This is a genomic window from Moritella sp. 36 (assembly GCF_018219415.1).
In the GTDB taxonomy this organism is placed as follows: domain Bacteria; phylum Pseudomonadota; class Gammaproteobacteria; order Enterobacterales; family Moritellaceae; genus Moritella.
This window is the reverse complement of the sequence record NZ_CP056120.1, coordinates 3,419,927-3,437,102: the sequence shown is the minus strand read 5'-3', so window position 1 is coordinate 3,437,102 and position 17,176 is coordinate 3,419,927. Positions and strand designations below refer to the sequence as shown.

The following is a 17,176-nucleotide window of genomic DNA, read 5'->3' as shown; positions in this document are numbered from 1 at the left end:
ATTGATTGTCGCGGTACTGTTACTTGATGAATGGGATGATCCAATTGCTTGGAGTAGGGGCTACACTACGAGATTACAAAATAAAATGCCGCTCATTTTAATTGAGCGGCATTACATACATCAACTTTTACCTATGTTAATGACAATTACTTTTCTTCGGAGTTGCTGATATTGAAAGTAGCTGTATTATCAATATCACCTAATTTAGCAGAAATTTCCGTATTAGACGAGGTGCTATCGTCTTGCGCATGAGCAATACTATCCTTGTCAATCGTTATTGCTTCAGAGTTACTGCTCCACTCTACTTGACCACTTATGTCATCGTTTGTGCCGTCAGTGTATATACCTGTTGCACTAAGCTTCATACTAGTACCAGAAATCAGTTTGAAGGAAGTCGCATTAATAAGGATATCGTTTAACGCTTTATGACCTACAGTAAAGTGTCTCGAAGATTTTACTTTTGAGCCCGTTTTCTCGATTGCTGTAATTTTGGAGTAGCCTTCAGACATTGCTTTGAACTTACCTGGTGAAGTTAAAGCTAGCACTTTTTCATTAGCACTCTTCCAGTTGAATTTATTTACATCGATATCAAAATTTTGATATGAACTATTACTAGCAATCCCTGTTACTGTATATGTTTGGCCGACAGCAATACTACCTTCCTTTGGGTTTATAAACAGGGCCACTAATTTAGCGTCACTAATCGTAAGACTAGCGTTATCTGTTAATGTACCGAATGTTGCGTGAATGGTGACCCTTCCCGCATTTTGGGTATGGAGCGTATTACCTATAAAAGATGCTTTTTCAATATCTGAACTTTTCCATTCAACCTGGTTTGTCACATCTTTCGTTGAGTTGTCAGAGTATGTCGCAACAGCTTTGTATAGGACGGAGTACCCTGCTTTAGTTACCGTGTTCTTCGGCGTTATATCCAAATCTGTTGGTATTGCATCGGTGACCTCTAGCTCAACATGATCACTCTCTATACCATCTAAAGTACACCATACAGTGGTCCTACCTGGTGACTTCGCGACTAAATTATTATCATCAACTGTAATGATGGAGGCATTATCACTATACCAAGTAACCATCGTATTAACGTTACGAGGAGTATTTTCCCTATCGTAATAGGCGTAAACATTGGGGCTAAAGGTTTGCTTAGGATGGAGTCGAAAGTTATTTACATCGATTAATAAGTTAGTTAGCTTAGCCTTTGTTACCGTTATGGTAATCGGGTCACTGCTTATATCACCCATTGATGCGGTTACAGTCGCGTGGCCGGGGTGTTTTCCGACAATTTCTCCATGTATCAAGTCAACCTTCACATTTTCACTGTCTGAGATTATTAACCCATTTCTTGTTAAATTCACTTCGGTATTATCACTATATTGACCCATTACTTTATAATTTGTCGTCTGGTTTGGGATAATATTAGATGTATCTACTGTTAGAATGAGTTTTTGTAATTTTTCATCTTCTACATTAATCCAGATCGACTCACTTGTTACGTCATCTGCTTGTGCCCAAACCTCTACACTACCCTTTCCAATCGCAGTAGCCTGTCCTTGAACAACGGTTAAAATTTCAGAACCGTTCCCGAATATGCTTTTTACAAACCAGTTGACTTCGCCTGTGAAGGGGCCTTGTTTGCCATCGGTAAATTCACCAGTAATATGAATCTGGGTACTTAGGCCTTTATTGATGCTTTCATCTGCACTGATCACTAGTTTTTTTAATGTTTCAGCTGTAACGACAACAGGAATAGATGGTGATTGAATAGATAAGTATTCAGCATGCACACGGGTGTTACCTTCTTTGATAGCAACTAGCTCGCCCTGTTTATTGAGATGAGCGATGCTTTCATCATCAATAACTAATGTTACTTCGTCACTTAGATCCTTAGATTCGTCGTTGCTATAAATCCCTTTAACGGTAATTTTTTTCGTTAAGCCTTTCGGTAAATTAATTTCATTAGATTTGACTTCAATTTTGAGATTCTCTAGTACCGCTGGTTTTACCACTAAGTCGATGCTTGAGCTTAAGCCACGATAAGATCCTGTTAGGGTTGCGCTACCTGCTTGCATTGCGACTACCTTACCTCCGCTAACCTCAATTCCAGCCGAAGTTATCCAAGTGACACCATCAGTGACTCTACTTACACTGTCATCGGATAATGTTGCGGTTAATGATATATCTTGTTTTTGACCTTGGAGCATCTCATGTGCTTTCAGGTCAATACTAATTGATAAAGGAACTGCATCTGTGATTCTCAGCCTTGTTTTTGGGCTAATCACATTGCCTTTTGAGGCTGTTATCATTACAACCCCGGACTTAAGCCCTTCTACTTTACCATTTGTAATAACTGCCAGTGCTTCATTATCGACTTGCCAAGTTACGTCATCAGTTATGACCTGTGTAGCGCCATCGCTATAATAACCGACGGCATCATATGACTGGGTAAATCCTGCTGCAATATCATGTTTAATGTTACCAAATGTTGTTGCTTGCTTGATATTGATCTGGATTGATGTCAGTGTTTTTTTATCTGAAGGCTTTGGTGCTTCACTGCTACCAGCGCTACTACCGCCCCCACCACAAGCGGTTAATATACCTAATGTACAAAAGAGTAATAACCAAGACGTAAAACGTATCATTTTCTAACCTTTTTCGGAATAAAGTAATATATATATAGAAATGTTAAATAACTTAGTCCGTCCTGGAAGTAATGCTTACTGCTTTTTAGCTAATCATTGCATGTAAGTTTTTAATCTATTTCTGCAAAGCGACATACTAAAAAAATGTTTAGTATGTTGCGGTGTGCCGACATCTTAACTTTTTGTTGACACTAATTTGAGGGCGCATATTATCAATAAATGTTTATAATTCACGTTGATTTACGTATCTTTTCCTGTTGCTTACATATCTTTTCATTCCTTTATTTTCCTTATTTATCAATGCTCTGATATGAAGCGGGAAGGGCTGACTTATAGTCTTTGTGTGTGTGATGAACAATAAAGGCATGATTTAAATTAATATATCTGATTATTTACTTTATCTAATATGGCCTTTATTACGTCAAAAGAATAATACCAACAGGTGATTAATTATGGTGCGTTGGCATAAGACGGATTGCAGAGTTTGGGATTGATGGTGTATTACAAGCACTAGAAGACTTTATGTGAGCTTCCATCACTAATTAAGCATAATTAATGATTAGGTGTTTATTGAAGGTCTTCTGTTATGGTTAATCATCATTCAAGTAGTTTGTGGTTATTTCGTTCATAAAAGAAAGCATTGTTTTTAATCGTGGTGATGAACTTTTCTTACTGGCATAGACGGCATAAATCGTCACATTTGGGCTAACCTTTATTTCTGGTGCAATTCTGATAAGTTTCTTTTCTTTTACTAATTGCCGACAATAAATATCAGGTAATAGGGATATTCCTGCACCTGCCACGACCGAGTCGCGTACCATCAGTACATCTTCGAGTTGGTTTGCCATAGGGAAGGTAACAGGGTATTCATTTCCATCGGGTGCGAATAAACAAAAATTAGCAGGGTAATTTTCTTGGCTATGATAATAACGCACATGTTTTTGTATTTCTAACCAACTGGAGTTGACCAACTCTGGGTTAGCAGATAAATAGGCAGGGGAACTCATCCAGCAAAGCTCAATATCTGCGAGATGTTGGGCATAAAACCCTGAAGGAGCCAACGGACCAAGTTGGATCGCTAAGTCTAATTTGTCTTCGTACAAATTTAAGATTCGTGTTGTACTTTTCATGTTTAAGCGAATGTCTGGAAAACGCGTAACAAAGTCATTTAAATGTGGTGCCATGACTTCTCGTGAAAATGCCAAGGTGACAGCGATATTTAATTCCCCGGCAAGTCCTTTTTGGTAAAACTCATCACCAGCAAGGTTAACTTGTTCGAGTAATGGTTTTAGTTGCTGATACAGTTGCGCTCCATCAGAAGTAAGACGAAGATAACGATTGTTACGTTCTAGGAGTTTCACATTAAGCCGCTCTTCTAAGCGGGCTATAGCGCGACTAACACTTGATTTTTGTATGTTTAATCGTACAGCTGCTTTTGAAAAACTGCTGGTTTCAGCTACGGCAATAAATAAAGGTAAATCATTCAAATTCCAATTCATACTTATCCTAAACATAATGCGCAAATAATATGGGCATTACGCGGTGTAAAAGGTTTTATCTTCACTACAACTACTCATAGATATTGGCTGTTTAACGAACAGAGTCTGCTAACCCTGAGTTTATCTTAACTATTTAACGCTATTAAGCAAGGTTGAAAACGAGCAACGCTGTGTTGCTTTATTGAGACTATTGCCGTGACGACGAAATCAATATAGTGCATGGAAGAGAGATACCTACAAATATAAAATTAAACAATAATATTAAATTAATCTCTCTGATTATTCTGATTTCAACAAAAGAGAGAATCAATGCCTACGTATAAATCGAATACCTTAATGAAAATTTGTTTATTATTGGGGAGTAGCTTACTTATTATGGGGAACGCTGCTATAGGCCCTTCATTGACACAGATTAATCAGGTGTTTAATGACCCGTTCTGCGTGTCATTACTCATGACATTACCTGCGATAGGGGTGGTATTATCTGCGCCATTTGTTGACAAGCTAATGAGATTCACTGGAGAAAAAAACACACTACTTATTGGGTTGTTTATTTATGGTGCCGCAGGTAGCAGTGGTCTATGGCTTAACTCAATCTATGCGTTATTATGTTTTCGCTTGTTATTCGGCATTGGTATTGCGATATGTATGACTGTTATCAATCATATTATAGGAAGTGCATTTCAAGGTAAATCGCGTACAGATTTTATCTCTTTTCAATCAATCGCAGTTAATCTGGGGGGAATTGTGTTTGTGCTCTTAAGCGGTAGCTTAGCAGAATATAGTTGGCGTTTCCCGTTTGCCCTATATTTACTGTCTTTTGTTATTTTAATTATGTCAGCAAAGGCGATTACTATACCCATCCATAGGGATTATGAGATCACAAAACGTTTAACACTATCTGATATTAAAGGGGTCTTTCCTTCCTATGCAATGGGCTTAATTGGTATGCTTTTTTACTATATGATCCTTATTAATTTACCTTTTACACTGGCTTCATCTTTATCCTTAACGAGTAGTATGATCGGCATAGTTATGGCCGGTATGAGCGTGATTTCGGTGATTGTCGCTTATTTGTTTAGGCATATGTTGTCAACGTTGGGTGAGCGATGGTTATTGGTTATTTGCTTTACCTGTTACGCCATTGCATTAACTTTTCTTGCACTAACTCAATTTGAATGGCGGGCTTATGTCACGATTGTATTCTCAGGAATAGGTTTTGGATTATTACTACCAACGCTAAGCCATATGATAATGTCGTTAAGTACTGCGGTACTGCGTGCTCGTTTAATGAGTGGATTTGTAATGTCTTACTTTTTAGGGCAGGCGCTTAGTGCATTTGTTTTACAGTTAAATATGCTACTACCAGATGGGCTAGTTTTTCTTATCTTTGCCATGATCTCGACTATTGCTGCATGCTTGTGCGCACGTTTTCTCGATATAAAAGAGCCAAAGGAGGAGACGTTAAACGTAAAAGAGAATGAAGTCTGCTTTGAGAAGGACTTTTCATGAAATTAGTACCTGCTGTTAACTTAGTACCTCATTATATGAATGATCCCGGGTCTCTGACCAAGCGACTTAAAGCTAGATGTGACAATTTCCATATTATTGAGCAAGAAAAAGGTAAGTTGGATCCGAGTACGTTTTTTCGTCAAAGCATATTGATGAACAACCAGTCTAGTTTAATATTAGCGCGATCGTCTTTAATGTCAGAGGACGCTGTGATAGTGAATAAATTTTGTGAGCTTGGAGATAAATCTTTGGGTGAACAATTATTATTTGCAGAGCAGAATGTAAAGCGTAGTGAGTATACGTTTTTCCACGTTAGTCAGCTTGATTGTGGCATGATAAATCTAGATAGAACGGAAATAGTGTATGCAAGACGTTCTTATTTTAGATGGCAGAGCAACCAGTTATCATTACTTGAGATATTCTTACCTGATGCACATGATGTGTTAGAGGGCGCTTGTGTTGAGTAGCCATCGCTAATTAAGCGTAATTAGCGATGGCAGTAAGGCGTTGCTTATATCTGGGTGATATTAAGCGTCGTCTTCTTCTGATTCGTCAGACTCTTCAACGATTTCTTCTGCATTATCTTCAACGCTTTCTGAAACGAGGCGAATACGACGTGCGTTACGTTCGATTTGGTTTTGTAAAAAACCTTTTAATTCAGTTTCAGCCCAAACTTGTGCTTCTGCTTCTGAAGCAAAGCCAGCTTGGCTTTTTGATACAACTGTTTTTTTAGATGTGATTTTTCTCACGATTTCAGCAGTCCAAGAACCGTCTACTAGTACCAAATTAAAATCGTACTTTTTACCTTTTGCCATGTGTCTATTTCCTAGCGATTATTCAGTGTGGTGATATCCCCAAACTACTTTAGGATGCTTTATCTGAGACTAGCTTGGATATCTTATTTGTGCTTTTTCATTCTACTTAATCATCGCGATACGTTTTGTTATCAACACTGGATAAAGAGAAATGAATTAGAAGGCGGGATTCTAGGCTAAAATGACAAAAACACCAGCAGTTAATGAAATTCATCGCAACATTTTATTATATTACGCCGTTTATTGGCGGTATTTGCGTAAAGAAGGGTAATTTTAATTAGTCTTACTTGTTATATTTTATGATTGTCGGTAAAAATAAGCCCTATGATTAATGACAACGTAAGAATGTATGCGCATCACTAAACCAACAAACAACGCAAATATAAGCCTACTGTTAATAGTAGCGTTTTTGATTGTTTGTATGGTTAACAATGCTTATTCATTTAATCAACCTGTGTTAAGTAGTGCTCAATTAACCAGTGCTGAGTTAAATAGCCAGACTCGTGCTAATGAAAGTGTGAATTATAGTGCTGACTTTAGCGCAGTCGTAAACGCGGAACTTACAGGTGCCAGTTACCTTGATAACAGTGGCGGTGTCTGTAAACTGACTGAGCAATTATTACAAAAATCCAGTACGCATATGGACGAGCTAGTCATGGTCATTTTAATGATCATCCTATTCAGCCATTATTTTACGCGTCAGCCACTCAACTTTACTTATCTAGCAAGTACCTTTGTCCCTTCTCGACGTCGTCACCTTATTTTGTGTAAATTCGAAGAGTAATATTTCTTAATATACCTCTGCGATAGCTTAAAATTCAAAAATTAATCACTGTTTTATATTAAAGCGTATTTAATTGATGTTTATAGCTTGGGTATACTACAGAATAATTATTTTTATCGACGCCCCATTAAATACAATTGGTATTAAAGCATCAGCAAGATGACTTTAAGTACTTTTTGGAGACATGACTTGAAGACAATAAAAACCATATTTGTGACTTGCTTGCTATTTATATCCGCGAGTATTTCAGCGCAAACAACAGGCTGGTTACAAGCACCATCACACCCACCAATTAAGTTACGCTTTATGCTGACTGGAGAAGTGGATAAAATCAATAATACAGTGCCTGCTGTACTTGAAATAAAGCTTGCTGATGACTGGAAAACCTACTGGCGTTCACCCGGTGAAGGCGGTATCGCACCAAGTATTGATTGGCAAGATTCGACAAACCTTGTTGACAGTGACTGGCAGTGGCCAGTACCAAAACATTTTTCATTGCTTGGGTTAGAGACTTATGGGTATAGCGATGCGGTTAGCTTTCCAATCCAGTTACAGTTCGAAGACATGAATAAACCATTGGTATTGGCGGGTAAATTAACCTTATCTTCGTGTACTAATATTTGCGTATTAACTGATTATAACATTAACATGTCGGCTGATATTCAAAGTTTGAAAGCCGATGCTGAAGCGATGTTTTTATATAACAAAAGCATTACTCAAGTACCGATAAAAGTAGATGATAATAATGCTATTCAATTAGTATGGGATCACGCTAACAGTCAATTACAAGCGACAGTGTCTGGTTATACTTGGGGTGAAACACCGACATTATTGCTTGATGGAGACTTAGACACGGCCTTTAAACTAAAGAAGGTAGAAGAGTCCGGTGATCATTTAATTGCGGTATTCGACGCCAGTAATTGGCTGGGTGACGTTGAATTAATCGATAAAACGTTAAACTTAACCGTCATCACTTCAGCTCAAGCGTTAGAGTTTTCGACACCTGTTATTGCGGGACAAATCACTATCGCAGGTCAGTCTCTAATGGGAATAGTACTGTTTGCTTTATTAGGTGGCTTAATCCTCAATATAATGCCGTGTGTATTGCCGGTTCTGGGCATGAAATTGAGCACTATTATCGATGCGCCAAGTGTCGAGAAGGGTAAAATAAGGCAACAATTCCTTGCTTCTGCGGCCGGTATCATCGTGTCGTTCTGGTTACTTGCGGCCTTCATTTTTACATTAAAAGTATCGGGTCAGGCTATCGGCTGGGGGATTCAATTCCAAAGTCCCTGGTTTATTGCGGTTATGGTTATTATCACAGCTGTATTCTCATTAAACATGTTAGGGGCATTTGAGTTTAGTTTATCGTCAAACTTACAAACGAAATTAGCCACCGCGGGTGATGACAGTAATCGTGGGCATTTCTTGCAGGGCATGTTCGCTACGTTACTCGCAACGCCTTGTAGCGCACCATTTTTGGGTACCGCGGTTGCTTATGCGCTGGGTGCTGATACGTTAAGTTTATTTGTTATCTTTACTGCTTTAGCCATTGGCATGGCCCTGCCGTGGTTGTTAGTTGCAACTTTTCCAAGCCTTGTCAGTCTATTGCCTAGACCTGGTGGCTGGATGGGGTCGGTGAAAACTGTTTTTGCTGGTTTATTAATGCTGACTTGTTTATGGCTAGTGACTTTGCTGTCTAGTTTCTTACCTACACTTGCTATTTATGGCCTGTTTAGCCTTGTTAGCTTGGTATTTATTGGTTTTATGATAAAACTTAAAGGTAAACGCGCAGTACTTATCAGCGTTAGTGTTGGTTTGTTGCTTGGTAGCGGTGGTATGTTAGCTGCGTCGTTAACAACGAGCAAGTGGTCAAACGGTTTACCGGATGACTTAGTGTGGCAAAATCTTGATACTGTACGTATCGATGAGCAAGTCAAAGAAGGTAAAACGGTATTTGTGAATGTCACTGCGGATTGGTGTATTACGTGTAAGGCGAATAAGATAGGTGTCGTATTACAAGATCCAGTTTATAGCAAACTGCAAACAGACAATGTAGTAACGATGGAAGGTGATTGGACGGTAAGATCTGAAAACGTGACGGGTTACTTACAAAGTAACGGTCGTTTTGGTGTGCCATTCAATATTGTTTATGGTCCTAGGGCGCCAAACGGTATACCACTGCCGGTCATTTTAAGTGGCGATGCTGTGATGAATGCAATTAAGCAAGCGAGCGGCGAATAATAATTAATTTCTGCCCTGCGTATATGCGTGGGGTATGACGATTCGTAAAATAAATACAGAAACAAATTTAATAAATAGGAATAACAATGAAAACGAAATTATTAACACTTTCTACCACTATCTCAGCCGCTATTTTAGCGACGCAAATGGCGTGGGCAGCACCAGAACAAATAGATATGACGGCTGTACAACAAGATAAGTTTAACCAAATGGTAAAAGAAACCTTGGTAAATAATCCTGAAATCTTAAAAGAAGCAATTATTGCGCTACAGGCTCACGAACAGAAAAAAGTTAAAGCGCAACAAGATCAAAGCTTAGGTGATAATCATGCAGCCTTGTTTAATAATAAAATGGATCCGTGGATGGGCGCTGAAAATCCTAAGCTAACCATTGCTTACTTTACTGACTTCAACTGCTCTTATTGCAAAAAAATTGAGCCAATATTAGATCGATTAGTCGAAGAGTTTCCTGAAGTACGTGTTGTCTATAAATTTGTGCCAATCTTAGGTCCAAGCTCCAAAGAAGCAGCTGAGCTAGCATTAACTGTTTGGGAAAAAGAACCTGCAAAATTCGATGAGTTACACAAAAAATTAATGTCACGTCCGAGCCGTTTAGACAGTGATGCTATTGAGAAAGTAGGTAAACTAACGGGCACTGATGAATGGGTAGATAATACGGGTGCGAGTGTTGAAACTACAATTAATGGTAGTATGAACTTGATGCGTGAGTTTGGATTAACTGGAACACCGGGTCTTATCTTTGCTGATCAAATTGTCGGTGGCCTTGTGCCTTACGAGAAGCTTAAACAGCAAGTGAAACGTGCACTAGAAGCACAACGTAACAAGTAGTGTTGATATTAATTTCATCATCAAAGGAAGCAAATAAATGAAACAACGGCTACTTGGTTGGACTAAGCAATTAGTGATATTTCTATTGTTAGCCCTTGTTATTACTACGGCTGTGGATGTATGGCGTGGGAAAGAGTTTCCGAAACATAACATTCCAGCATTAGCTGGGATGACATTGGCCGGAGAACAGGTTGACCTTGCCGAGTTAAGTAAAGATCAAGCTGTGGTTGTTTATTTTTGGGCAACCTGGTGTCCTGTGTGTCGTTTTGTTAGCCCTGCGGTTGAGACATTATCGGAATTCTACCCGGTGGTGACTGTCGCCTTAAGTTCTGGTGAAGAGATAAGGGTGAAGAAATACTTACAGCATCATGAGTATGATTTTGATGTAGTGAATGATGAAAACTATGACTTGGGTCGTGACTGGAATGTGAAGGTCACCCCAACCATCTTAATTGTGAAAGATGGTGAGGTTAAATGGTTCACCACCGGATTCACCAGTTTGCCTGGGATCTGGTGGCGATTAATGTTGAGCTAAAATTCATCCCAACTTTCGTTATTTGATAATGCGGCTATCGCCTTGTCATTGGATTGCTTTTCCTGCGCCGTTATTGGCGGTGTAGTGGATTGTAGTCCATGGCGGTAGCTTGCATTATGACGACGTTGTCGCTGTTCTCGTGGTGCGTGTTGTCCGTTTTGAAGGATGGTTTCTTGTTGCTCTGTTTTTATCAATTTAAAGAATTGAATTAACTGGGTCATGTGATTAACTTGTTCTGACATGGCAGAGCTGGCAGCCGATGCTTGCTCTACCAGTGAGGCGTTCTGTTGGGTAACCTCGTCCATTTGATTTACAGCTTGATTCACCTGCTCAATACCGCAGGATTGTTCCGTTGCTGCGTTACTGACTTCTGCAATCATACTAGCAACATGTTCAACAGAATGAACGATTTCTTGTAAGGTCTCACCCGAGTCATTAACCAGTGATGACCCTCTTTTTACCTTTTCAACACTGTCACGGATCAGGTCTTTAATTTCTTTTGCTGCATCAGCCGAGCGTTGTGATAGATTTCTGACTTCAGCAGCTACGACAGCAAATCCACGTCCTTGTTCTCCGGCTCGCGCAGCTTCTACAGCGGCGTTTAGTGCGAGTAGATTCGTTTGAAATGCGATTTCATCGATGACGCTGATAATATCATTGATACGATTACTCGCGGTGAGAATATCTTTCATTGCTGAAACCGCATCTTGTACGGTTTTACCGCCGTTCTGTGCTTTGTTTTTAGCTTCTGTTGCAAGTTTATTTGCTTCATCGGTATTGGCTGCACTTTGTTTCACGGTAGCGGTGATTTCTTCCATACTCGATGCTGTTTGTTCAAGAGAGCAAGCTTGTTCTTCAGTGCGTTGACTGAGGTCGGTATTACCCAGTGCAATTTCGTGTGATGCTGTACTTACCGTCTCTGCAGAGGTTCGGATCTGGCTGATGATCGAAGTGAGTTTAGCGATAGTATTATTGGCATCATTTTTAATTTTTTGAAATTCACCATTATATTCTTGCTCGATTGACTGGGTTAAATCACCTTCGGACATAGAAGAGAATAAGCCCCCGACATCGCTGACAAACGACGATGAGCTTTCGAGTAACTCATTTAATCCTAAGCTTAACTTCGTGAAGAACTCATTTTTACCTTCAAGCGAAATACGTTTAGATAAATCACCATTTGCCGCCGCTGCAACAATCGTGTCGATCTCTTGTTCGATTGCTAGCTCTGCTGTTTTATCATTCCATTCCACGACGGTACCGAGACGTTCATTCGCTGTGTTTATCACTGGATTAAGTGTTAACTGCATGGTTCTACCGCCAATATTGATATTTGCCTCATGGGTAGATGACAATCCTTGTAGTATCTGCTGTTGATGTTGTGGGTCTTTATGAAATACATCGATACTTGAGCCGAGTAAATTGTCTACATTAAAGTCGGGTAACTCTTTTTTGAAATCTTTTTCAGCATTTTTAAGTAATTTATCAACCGACTCATTCATATAAATAATATTACGTTGACCATCTGCCACCATGACATTGGCTGTTACGTTGTCTAAGGCATTTTTGATACGTAATGCTTCTTCGGCGGTTAATCGTGACTCTTGAATATCGAAATTGAGTTTGGTCTGGGTGATGTAAATGGCTTGAAATAATCGACCAAACTCACTGTTATTACGAATTTCAAATTTGTTCTCGTATTTACCTTCATTAATTTGACTGAAAATACCAATTAACTGTTTGATTGGCTTCATGATAGCTCGGTGTAATACCATGATGGAAAGACAGGCTAGGATGAGGAATGTTGCCAGTCTTTCAATGGCAAGACTTACGAATGAATCCGTGATTTGTGTATGTAGCGTGCTGGCAGCTTGCAGCGTGAGTGATGTATAGTTTTTCTGCAATTGTGAAAGTGCATTAAGCGCAGGTTCATCATCAATGTTCACACTGGTATCAATTTGGCTTGTTCCAACACCGTTAGTGATAAGTGATTGAATACTGTCTAGATGCTGGCGATATTGCTCTGCGACAAGTGAGATATCTTTTAACGCGTGTTGCTCTTGTAAATTAATATCTGGTAGTGCTTGGTAGCGACTGAGCTGATTAAGTAATTTTGTATAACTTTGGATAAACTGCTGTCGGTAGTTATCATCCTGATGTAAAGCATAATTTTTAAAGTGCGGAATGATACCGCCGTAACCTAATGAGGATGTGATCTCGTTAATGAGCGCCCCACGTGCGGTGACATTGGTTTGGTAGTTATCCCAAGTGGCCTCTATTTTGTGCACGCTTGTGTATTGAATAAGCGCGCCTGCGACTAAGATAAAAGCGACAAATGTGGTCAATATTGATACTTTGGCTTTGAGTCTGGTGTTAACAAGCAGTTGTTTGAGTGTGTTCAATGGTTTTTTACGTGGTTGGTTATCGGTATTCATCGCCAGATAGGTGAGCTCTGCGTCTTTAACTTCTTGCTGTGTTGGTTTGGTTCTGACCGACATAAATTCGATGACTTGACCGTTTTTTTTGATGGGGATAACATTGGCGATCACCCAATAAAAATCACCATTTTTTACTCTATTCTTAATAATACCTGTCCACGGATTACCTTGCTGTATTGTTTCCCACAGGTCTTTAAACGCGGCTGCTGGCATATCGGGATGCCGAACGATACTGTGACTTTTACGTAATAACTCTGCTTCGGTAAATCCACTTAGCTCAATAAAAGCGCGATTTACGAAGGTAATACTGCCTTTTAAATCAGTTTTGGAGACAAGAATATCTCCGTCTTTCATAAACTGTTCTGTATCCGTAATTGGCATGTTGATTTTCATTGCCATTGCCTCCAATTGGGTAAGTTATGATAAACAACCCTAGCTATAAATTGGTAATATGAGAGGCATTAGTAATAGAAATCAAATTATTGCGAGCTAGATCTTATAAAATAGATGATCTCTATAGGATTATGCGCAGCGAGGCATTAGGTCGAGTTGCTTGTGATAACGTTAAGCAGATAACAGTTTAACCCCTTTCAATACCGAGATCGTATAGCCGTATTGATTTTGATAAAACTTAGAAATAAAGCCACTAATATAAATGTATGACTTTTCAGTAACAGCTTGGCTGTGATTGAACTGAACCACACGGCCGGTATCATCTTTACCGCGTATATCGTAGCGTTTGGTGACGATTTGGTATTTACAGCTATTTACCGTAATACGGCAACGTACATAATCACCTAGCTTGCCTTTTAAGCGTAATGCCTCACTAATATTGCTACCGTCATTATGTAATGCGAGTTTTTTGTCGGTTGCTAATGGTGATTGATGACTTAACAAACCTTGGTTATTCACGATATAGTTCGAAATAATTAAAGTGGCTGTTGCCAGTTCATTTTCTGCCAGTACACTTTGTTCACACAGTTGTTTTAATTTGTCGTTTAAGCTGGTGGATTTCATTTGTTTGGTGTACAAAATTGCTTTTTCAACAAACTCAAAACTGAGGTCTTTAGGATAAGTGGATTTTTGATAGCGTTGGGCTGCTTTTTTATAAGTTGCGTGATTAAAGTTGTGATGGAATTGGATTGCATCCTGTTTACTGACAAAGCCGTGTTGGCGTATTTCATCTTCAACAATCGCTAAATATAAGCGTAGTGGGGCACCGGATGAATAAACTTGGCTAAAGACACTGCTTTGCAGTTGATCGAGATGACTAATTAACGCGGGTAGTTTTTGTAAATAATTAACAAATGGCATTAGTTCGGGCAGGCGTTTTTTTACACAGCTTAGATGTGCACAAAAATCACCTTGCTGCGGATGACTAAAGATAAGACCCTGACTGCGATTAGTCGTGGTATTACAGATACTACAAATACGGGTAAACCCCGGATTTTTTAATAAGTTGATTGGTTGTGCGTATTCATTTATTGCATAGATATTTTTGTTATCAGTGATATCATAATACGCTTCGATAATATATCGCTCGTCACTTTGTTCCAAAAGATCTAATGTAATTTCATAACCTTGAGCAGTCACCAGTTGGTCTGCTTTTTTTACTGTCAGCGCTGGTACAGGGTTCACAGTAACAAAGTCTGAAAAAGCAAAGGAATCAAAAGGTGCAAGTAAGTCTTCTATGGTAGACTTTAGATTAGCGTATTGCTCAGTTGTAATTAAATATGGCATTGTGGTGTTAAACAGTTATGAATAGAAAAATGGAGAGCACATACTTTATCGTGCCCGATCATATCGCGCAATCATCATCACTTTCTGATGCTGCATTTCGCTTATTAGTATGGATGTTATGCAAAAAGAATAAAGATCGCATTGCGGATTTTTCGCGTTTCTCATTGCAATCAGATAAACAGCATAGCATTACTGAACTGATTAATAAAAACTATCTTCAGCAAGATGATACTGGTTTGTACATCAACAACGCCATTATGTATGAAGACTTTAAAGAACAAGTTGAAGTGCCTGTATCTGCGCCTGATCCAAGTCTACAATATTTCCAGCAAGTATTTGATTTGGTGGCAGAGTACTCTCAGAAACGCTTGAACTTTAATAACGGTAAATTCCGTGTGCGCTGTGATGAATTTATGCGTCAAGGTTTTACTATCGAGCATATCAAGGTGCTCTGTATTCAACTTAATAGCCGTAACTCTGCCTTTGATTGGTATGAGCTTGATAGCTCTGAATTACAACATATTAAAGATGTATCAGCAGTGAATCGAGTGAATGCACCATCCAGTATTCAGTCTGTGAGTAATCCGTCCTCTGAAGCGCGTCAGCCTTTTCAGCCAACGCTAAGCCGTCAAGGTGTTCGTCATATCCAGAATCAAAGTGGGTTTATGCCGAGCTATCATCAGATTAGGCAAGACCCACAAAAGATGGCGGACATTAAGCAAGTTTATGACTATTGGTTTAGTTCTAAACGCTTACAAATGTCGCAATATATTGCACCAAAACAAGCGCATTTTGAGAAACTACATAGTTTGCTAATGTTGCATTCTATTACCGAACTTAAGCGTGCTGTTGATGGTGTTGATCACCGCCGTGATTTGGTAAACAAAGGCCGTAATTTTAATGATATTTTTACTAACTCCGGTAACATTGAGAGCCTGATTAGTTTAGCGGATAGTATGGAAGTTAGCCAAGCTGATTCTCCCGCGTTACGGATCTTTAGTTATTGGCTTGAACGCACGCAAACGGCTGTCGGCATTAATTTACGCATGACCGCAGAGCAACGTGACAGACTCATATTACGTTTGGAAGTCTTTACCGAAGCCGACCTTAAATTAGCGATTGATGGTGCACAAATAGACCCTTATTATCAATCTGTTAACTTTGCGTTTGGGCTATTATTTAAAGATGATACTAGCGTGCATAGCTTGATATCATTAGCCCTGAATGGCAAACAAGATGTATCGAAAGCAAGTCGTAAAGACAGTAATTTAAACAAAGCCTTAGCTGATATGGGCATTAGTAAGTTGACGGTTGGCATGACCGCGCAAAACGGCGGACAATCACGACCACAGATGAATGAACGCACGGTAACGCCAGCGCCATTAAAAACATTGCCACCACAATTCATCGATCCGGGCATTACTGATAGTGACGATGATTAATGTATTAATATAGTGATAGTGCCTATATGGATCTTAAAACACTAAATTTTGATAGTAGGGTGTATGGAACAAACAATTAATTTATCTCAGCCACAAACCGAAGCGATTGCAACTATGTACACCATGCTTGCAAGTAGTTTTCCGTCATTTAATTATGATTACGATTCGGCACAATTTAATATCTGGAAGCTGACATTTTCTAAATATGCGCCTGAAGCGGTTATCAAGGTCGCAGAGCAGATCCCAACACTGCGCCGCAGCAATGGTTTACCTTATGACTTTCCGCCTAGTTTACCTGTGGTTGCGGATATGATCATGCGTGAGTCTATCGTATTAATGGGCCATTCCGATCACGATAAAGCCTATGAACGCTTATTTAAATTTAAACGTAAGAGCCCCGCGGAACGTGCCGCGACGGGTGATAACTTTGTCTATACCCTATACCGCCAATTAAACAATTATATGGCGATGGACGCCGATAAATTCCGCCCTATTTTTACCCGTGAATATTTAAAACTGGCAGATGGTGTCACGAAAGGCACCATGATGTTAGAAGAAATACCACTGGCGATTGAGAGTAAATAGGCATTACTGGCTAGTATATAAACTGGTATTTGATGCCGCTGATACAAATTAATTTAATATTAAGCCTGTCTAGAGCAGGC

General features: G+C 39.3%; 13 protein-coding genes. 8 read left to right on the top strand and 5 right to left on the bottom strand.

The features are described 5' to 3' along the window. Positions 1 to 146 precede the first annotated feature (146 nt). Positions 147 to 2,654, bottom strand: a complete 2,508-nt coding sequence (locus HWV03_RS15150) for an Ig-like domain-containing protein (protein WP_211676662.1) — start codon at positions 2,652 to 2,654, stop codon at positions 147 to 149. A gap of 590 nt (positions 2,655 to 3,244) precedes the next feature. Beyond that, positions 3,245 to 4,153, bottom strand: coding sequence for a LysR family transcriptional regulator (locus HWV03_RS15145; protein ID WP_211676661.1), 909 nt, complete (start codon positions 4,151 to 4,153; stop codon positions 3,245 to 3,247). A 309-nt stretch (positions 4,154 to 4,462) separates the two neighbouring features. On the opposite strand from HWV03_RS15145, the gene HWV03_RS15140 reads away from it, so the two are divergent. Beyond that, positions 4,463 to 5,665 (top strand): MFS transporter, encoded by a 1,203-nt coding sequence (locus HWV03_RS15140; RefSeq protein ID WP_211676660.1) that lies wholly within the window; start codon positions 4,463 to 4,465, stop codon positions 5,663 to 5,665. After that, positions 5,662 to 6,132 carry a chorismate--pyruvate lyase family protein gene (locus HWV03_RS15135; RefSeq protein ID WP_211676659.1) on the top strand — a complete coding sequence of 157 codons (471 nt, stop codon included), beginning with the start codon at positions 5,662 to 5,664 and terminating at the stop codon, positions 6,130 to 6,132. Before HWV03_RS15140 ends, HWV03_RS15135 begins: the two co-directional genes overlap by 4 nt. Before the next feature lie 60 nt (positions 6,133 to 6,192). On the opposite strand, the gene HWV03_RS15130 is transcribed toward HWV03_RS15135, so the two are convergent. Then, complete coding sequence (locus HWV03_RS15130) at positions 6,193 to 6,480, bottom strand: DUF3622 domain-containing protein (protein ID WP_211672317.1); 288 nt, start codon at positions 6,478 to 6,480, stop codon at positions 6,193 to 6,195. Positions 6,481 to 6,829: 349 nt separating this feature from the next. Between HWV03_RS15130 and HWV03_RS15125 the strand changes: the two genes are divergently transcribed. From HWV03_RS15125 to HWV03_RS15110, 4 genes are all read left to right on the top strand, one after another. Continuing rightward, a complete protein-coding gene (locus HWV03_RS15125; protein ID WP_211676658.1) occupies positions 6,830 to 7,264 on the top strand; it encodes a hypothetical protein in 435 nt (144 codons plus the stop codon). Between the two features lie 189 nt (positions 7,265 to 7,453). Next, on the top strand, positions 7,454 to 9,508 hold the full coding sequence (locus HWV03_RS15120) for a protein-disulfide reductase DsbD family protein (protein WP_211676657.1): 2,055 nt from the start codon (positions 7,454 to 7,456) through the stop codon (positions 9,506 to 9,508). 86 nt (positions 9,509 to 9,594) lie between these two features. Next, complete coding sequence (locus tag HWV03_RS15115; protein ID WP_211676656.1) at positions 9,595 to 10,356, top strand: DsbA family protein; 762 nt, start codon at positions 9,595 to 9,597, stop codon at positions 10,354 to 10,356. Between the two features lie 37 nt (positions 10,357 to 10,393). After that, positions 10,394 to 10,891: a protein disulfide oxidoreductase gene (locus tag HWV03_RS15110; RefSeq protein ID WP_211676655.1), complete on the top strand. Its 498-nt coding sequence runs from the start codon at positions 10,394 to 10,396 to the stop codon at positions 10,889 to 10,891. Here HWV03_RS15110 and HWV03_RS15105 read toward each other — a convergent pair. Further along, the gene (locus HWV03_RS15105) at positions 10,888 to 13,728 is read right to left on the bottom strand and encodes a methyl-accepting chemotaxis protein (RefSeq protein WP_211676654.1); all 2,841 of its coding nucleotides are present in this window, start codon (positions 13,726 to 13,728) and stop codon (positions 10,888 to 10,890) included. The genes HWV03_RS15110 and HWV03_RS15105 overlap by 4 nt on opposite strands. A gap of 165 nt (positions 13,729 to 13,893) precedes the next feature. Next, positions 13,894 to 15,069: a hypothetical protein gene (locus HWV03_RS15100; protein ID WP_211676653.1), complete on the bottom strand. Its 1,176-nt coding sequence runs from the start codon at positions 15,067 to 15,069 to the stop codon at positions 13,894 to 13,896. 17 nt (positions 15,070 to 15,086) lie between these two features. Here HWV03_RS15100 and HWV03_RS15095 point away from each other — a divergent pair, with 17 nt between their 5' ends. Then, the gene (locus tag HWV03_RS15095) at positions 15,087 to 16,511 is read left to right on the top strand and encodes a hypothetical protein (RefSeq protein WP_255546854.1); all 1,425 of its coding nucleotides are present in this window, start codon (positions 15,087 to 15,089) and stop codon (positions 16,509 to 16,511) included. Between the two features lie 63 nt (positions 16,512 to 16,574). Then, entirely contained in the window at positions 16,575 to 17,096 is a 522-nt protein-coding gene (locus tag HWV03_RS15090) for a hypothetical protein (RefSeq protein ID WP_211676652.1), read from the top strand. Positions 17,097 to 17,176: the final 80 nt, after the last annotated feature.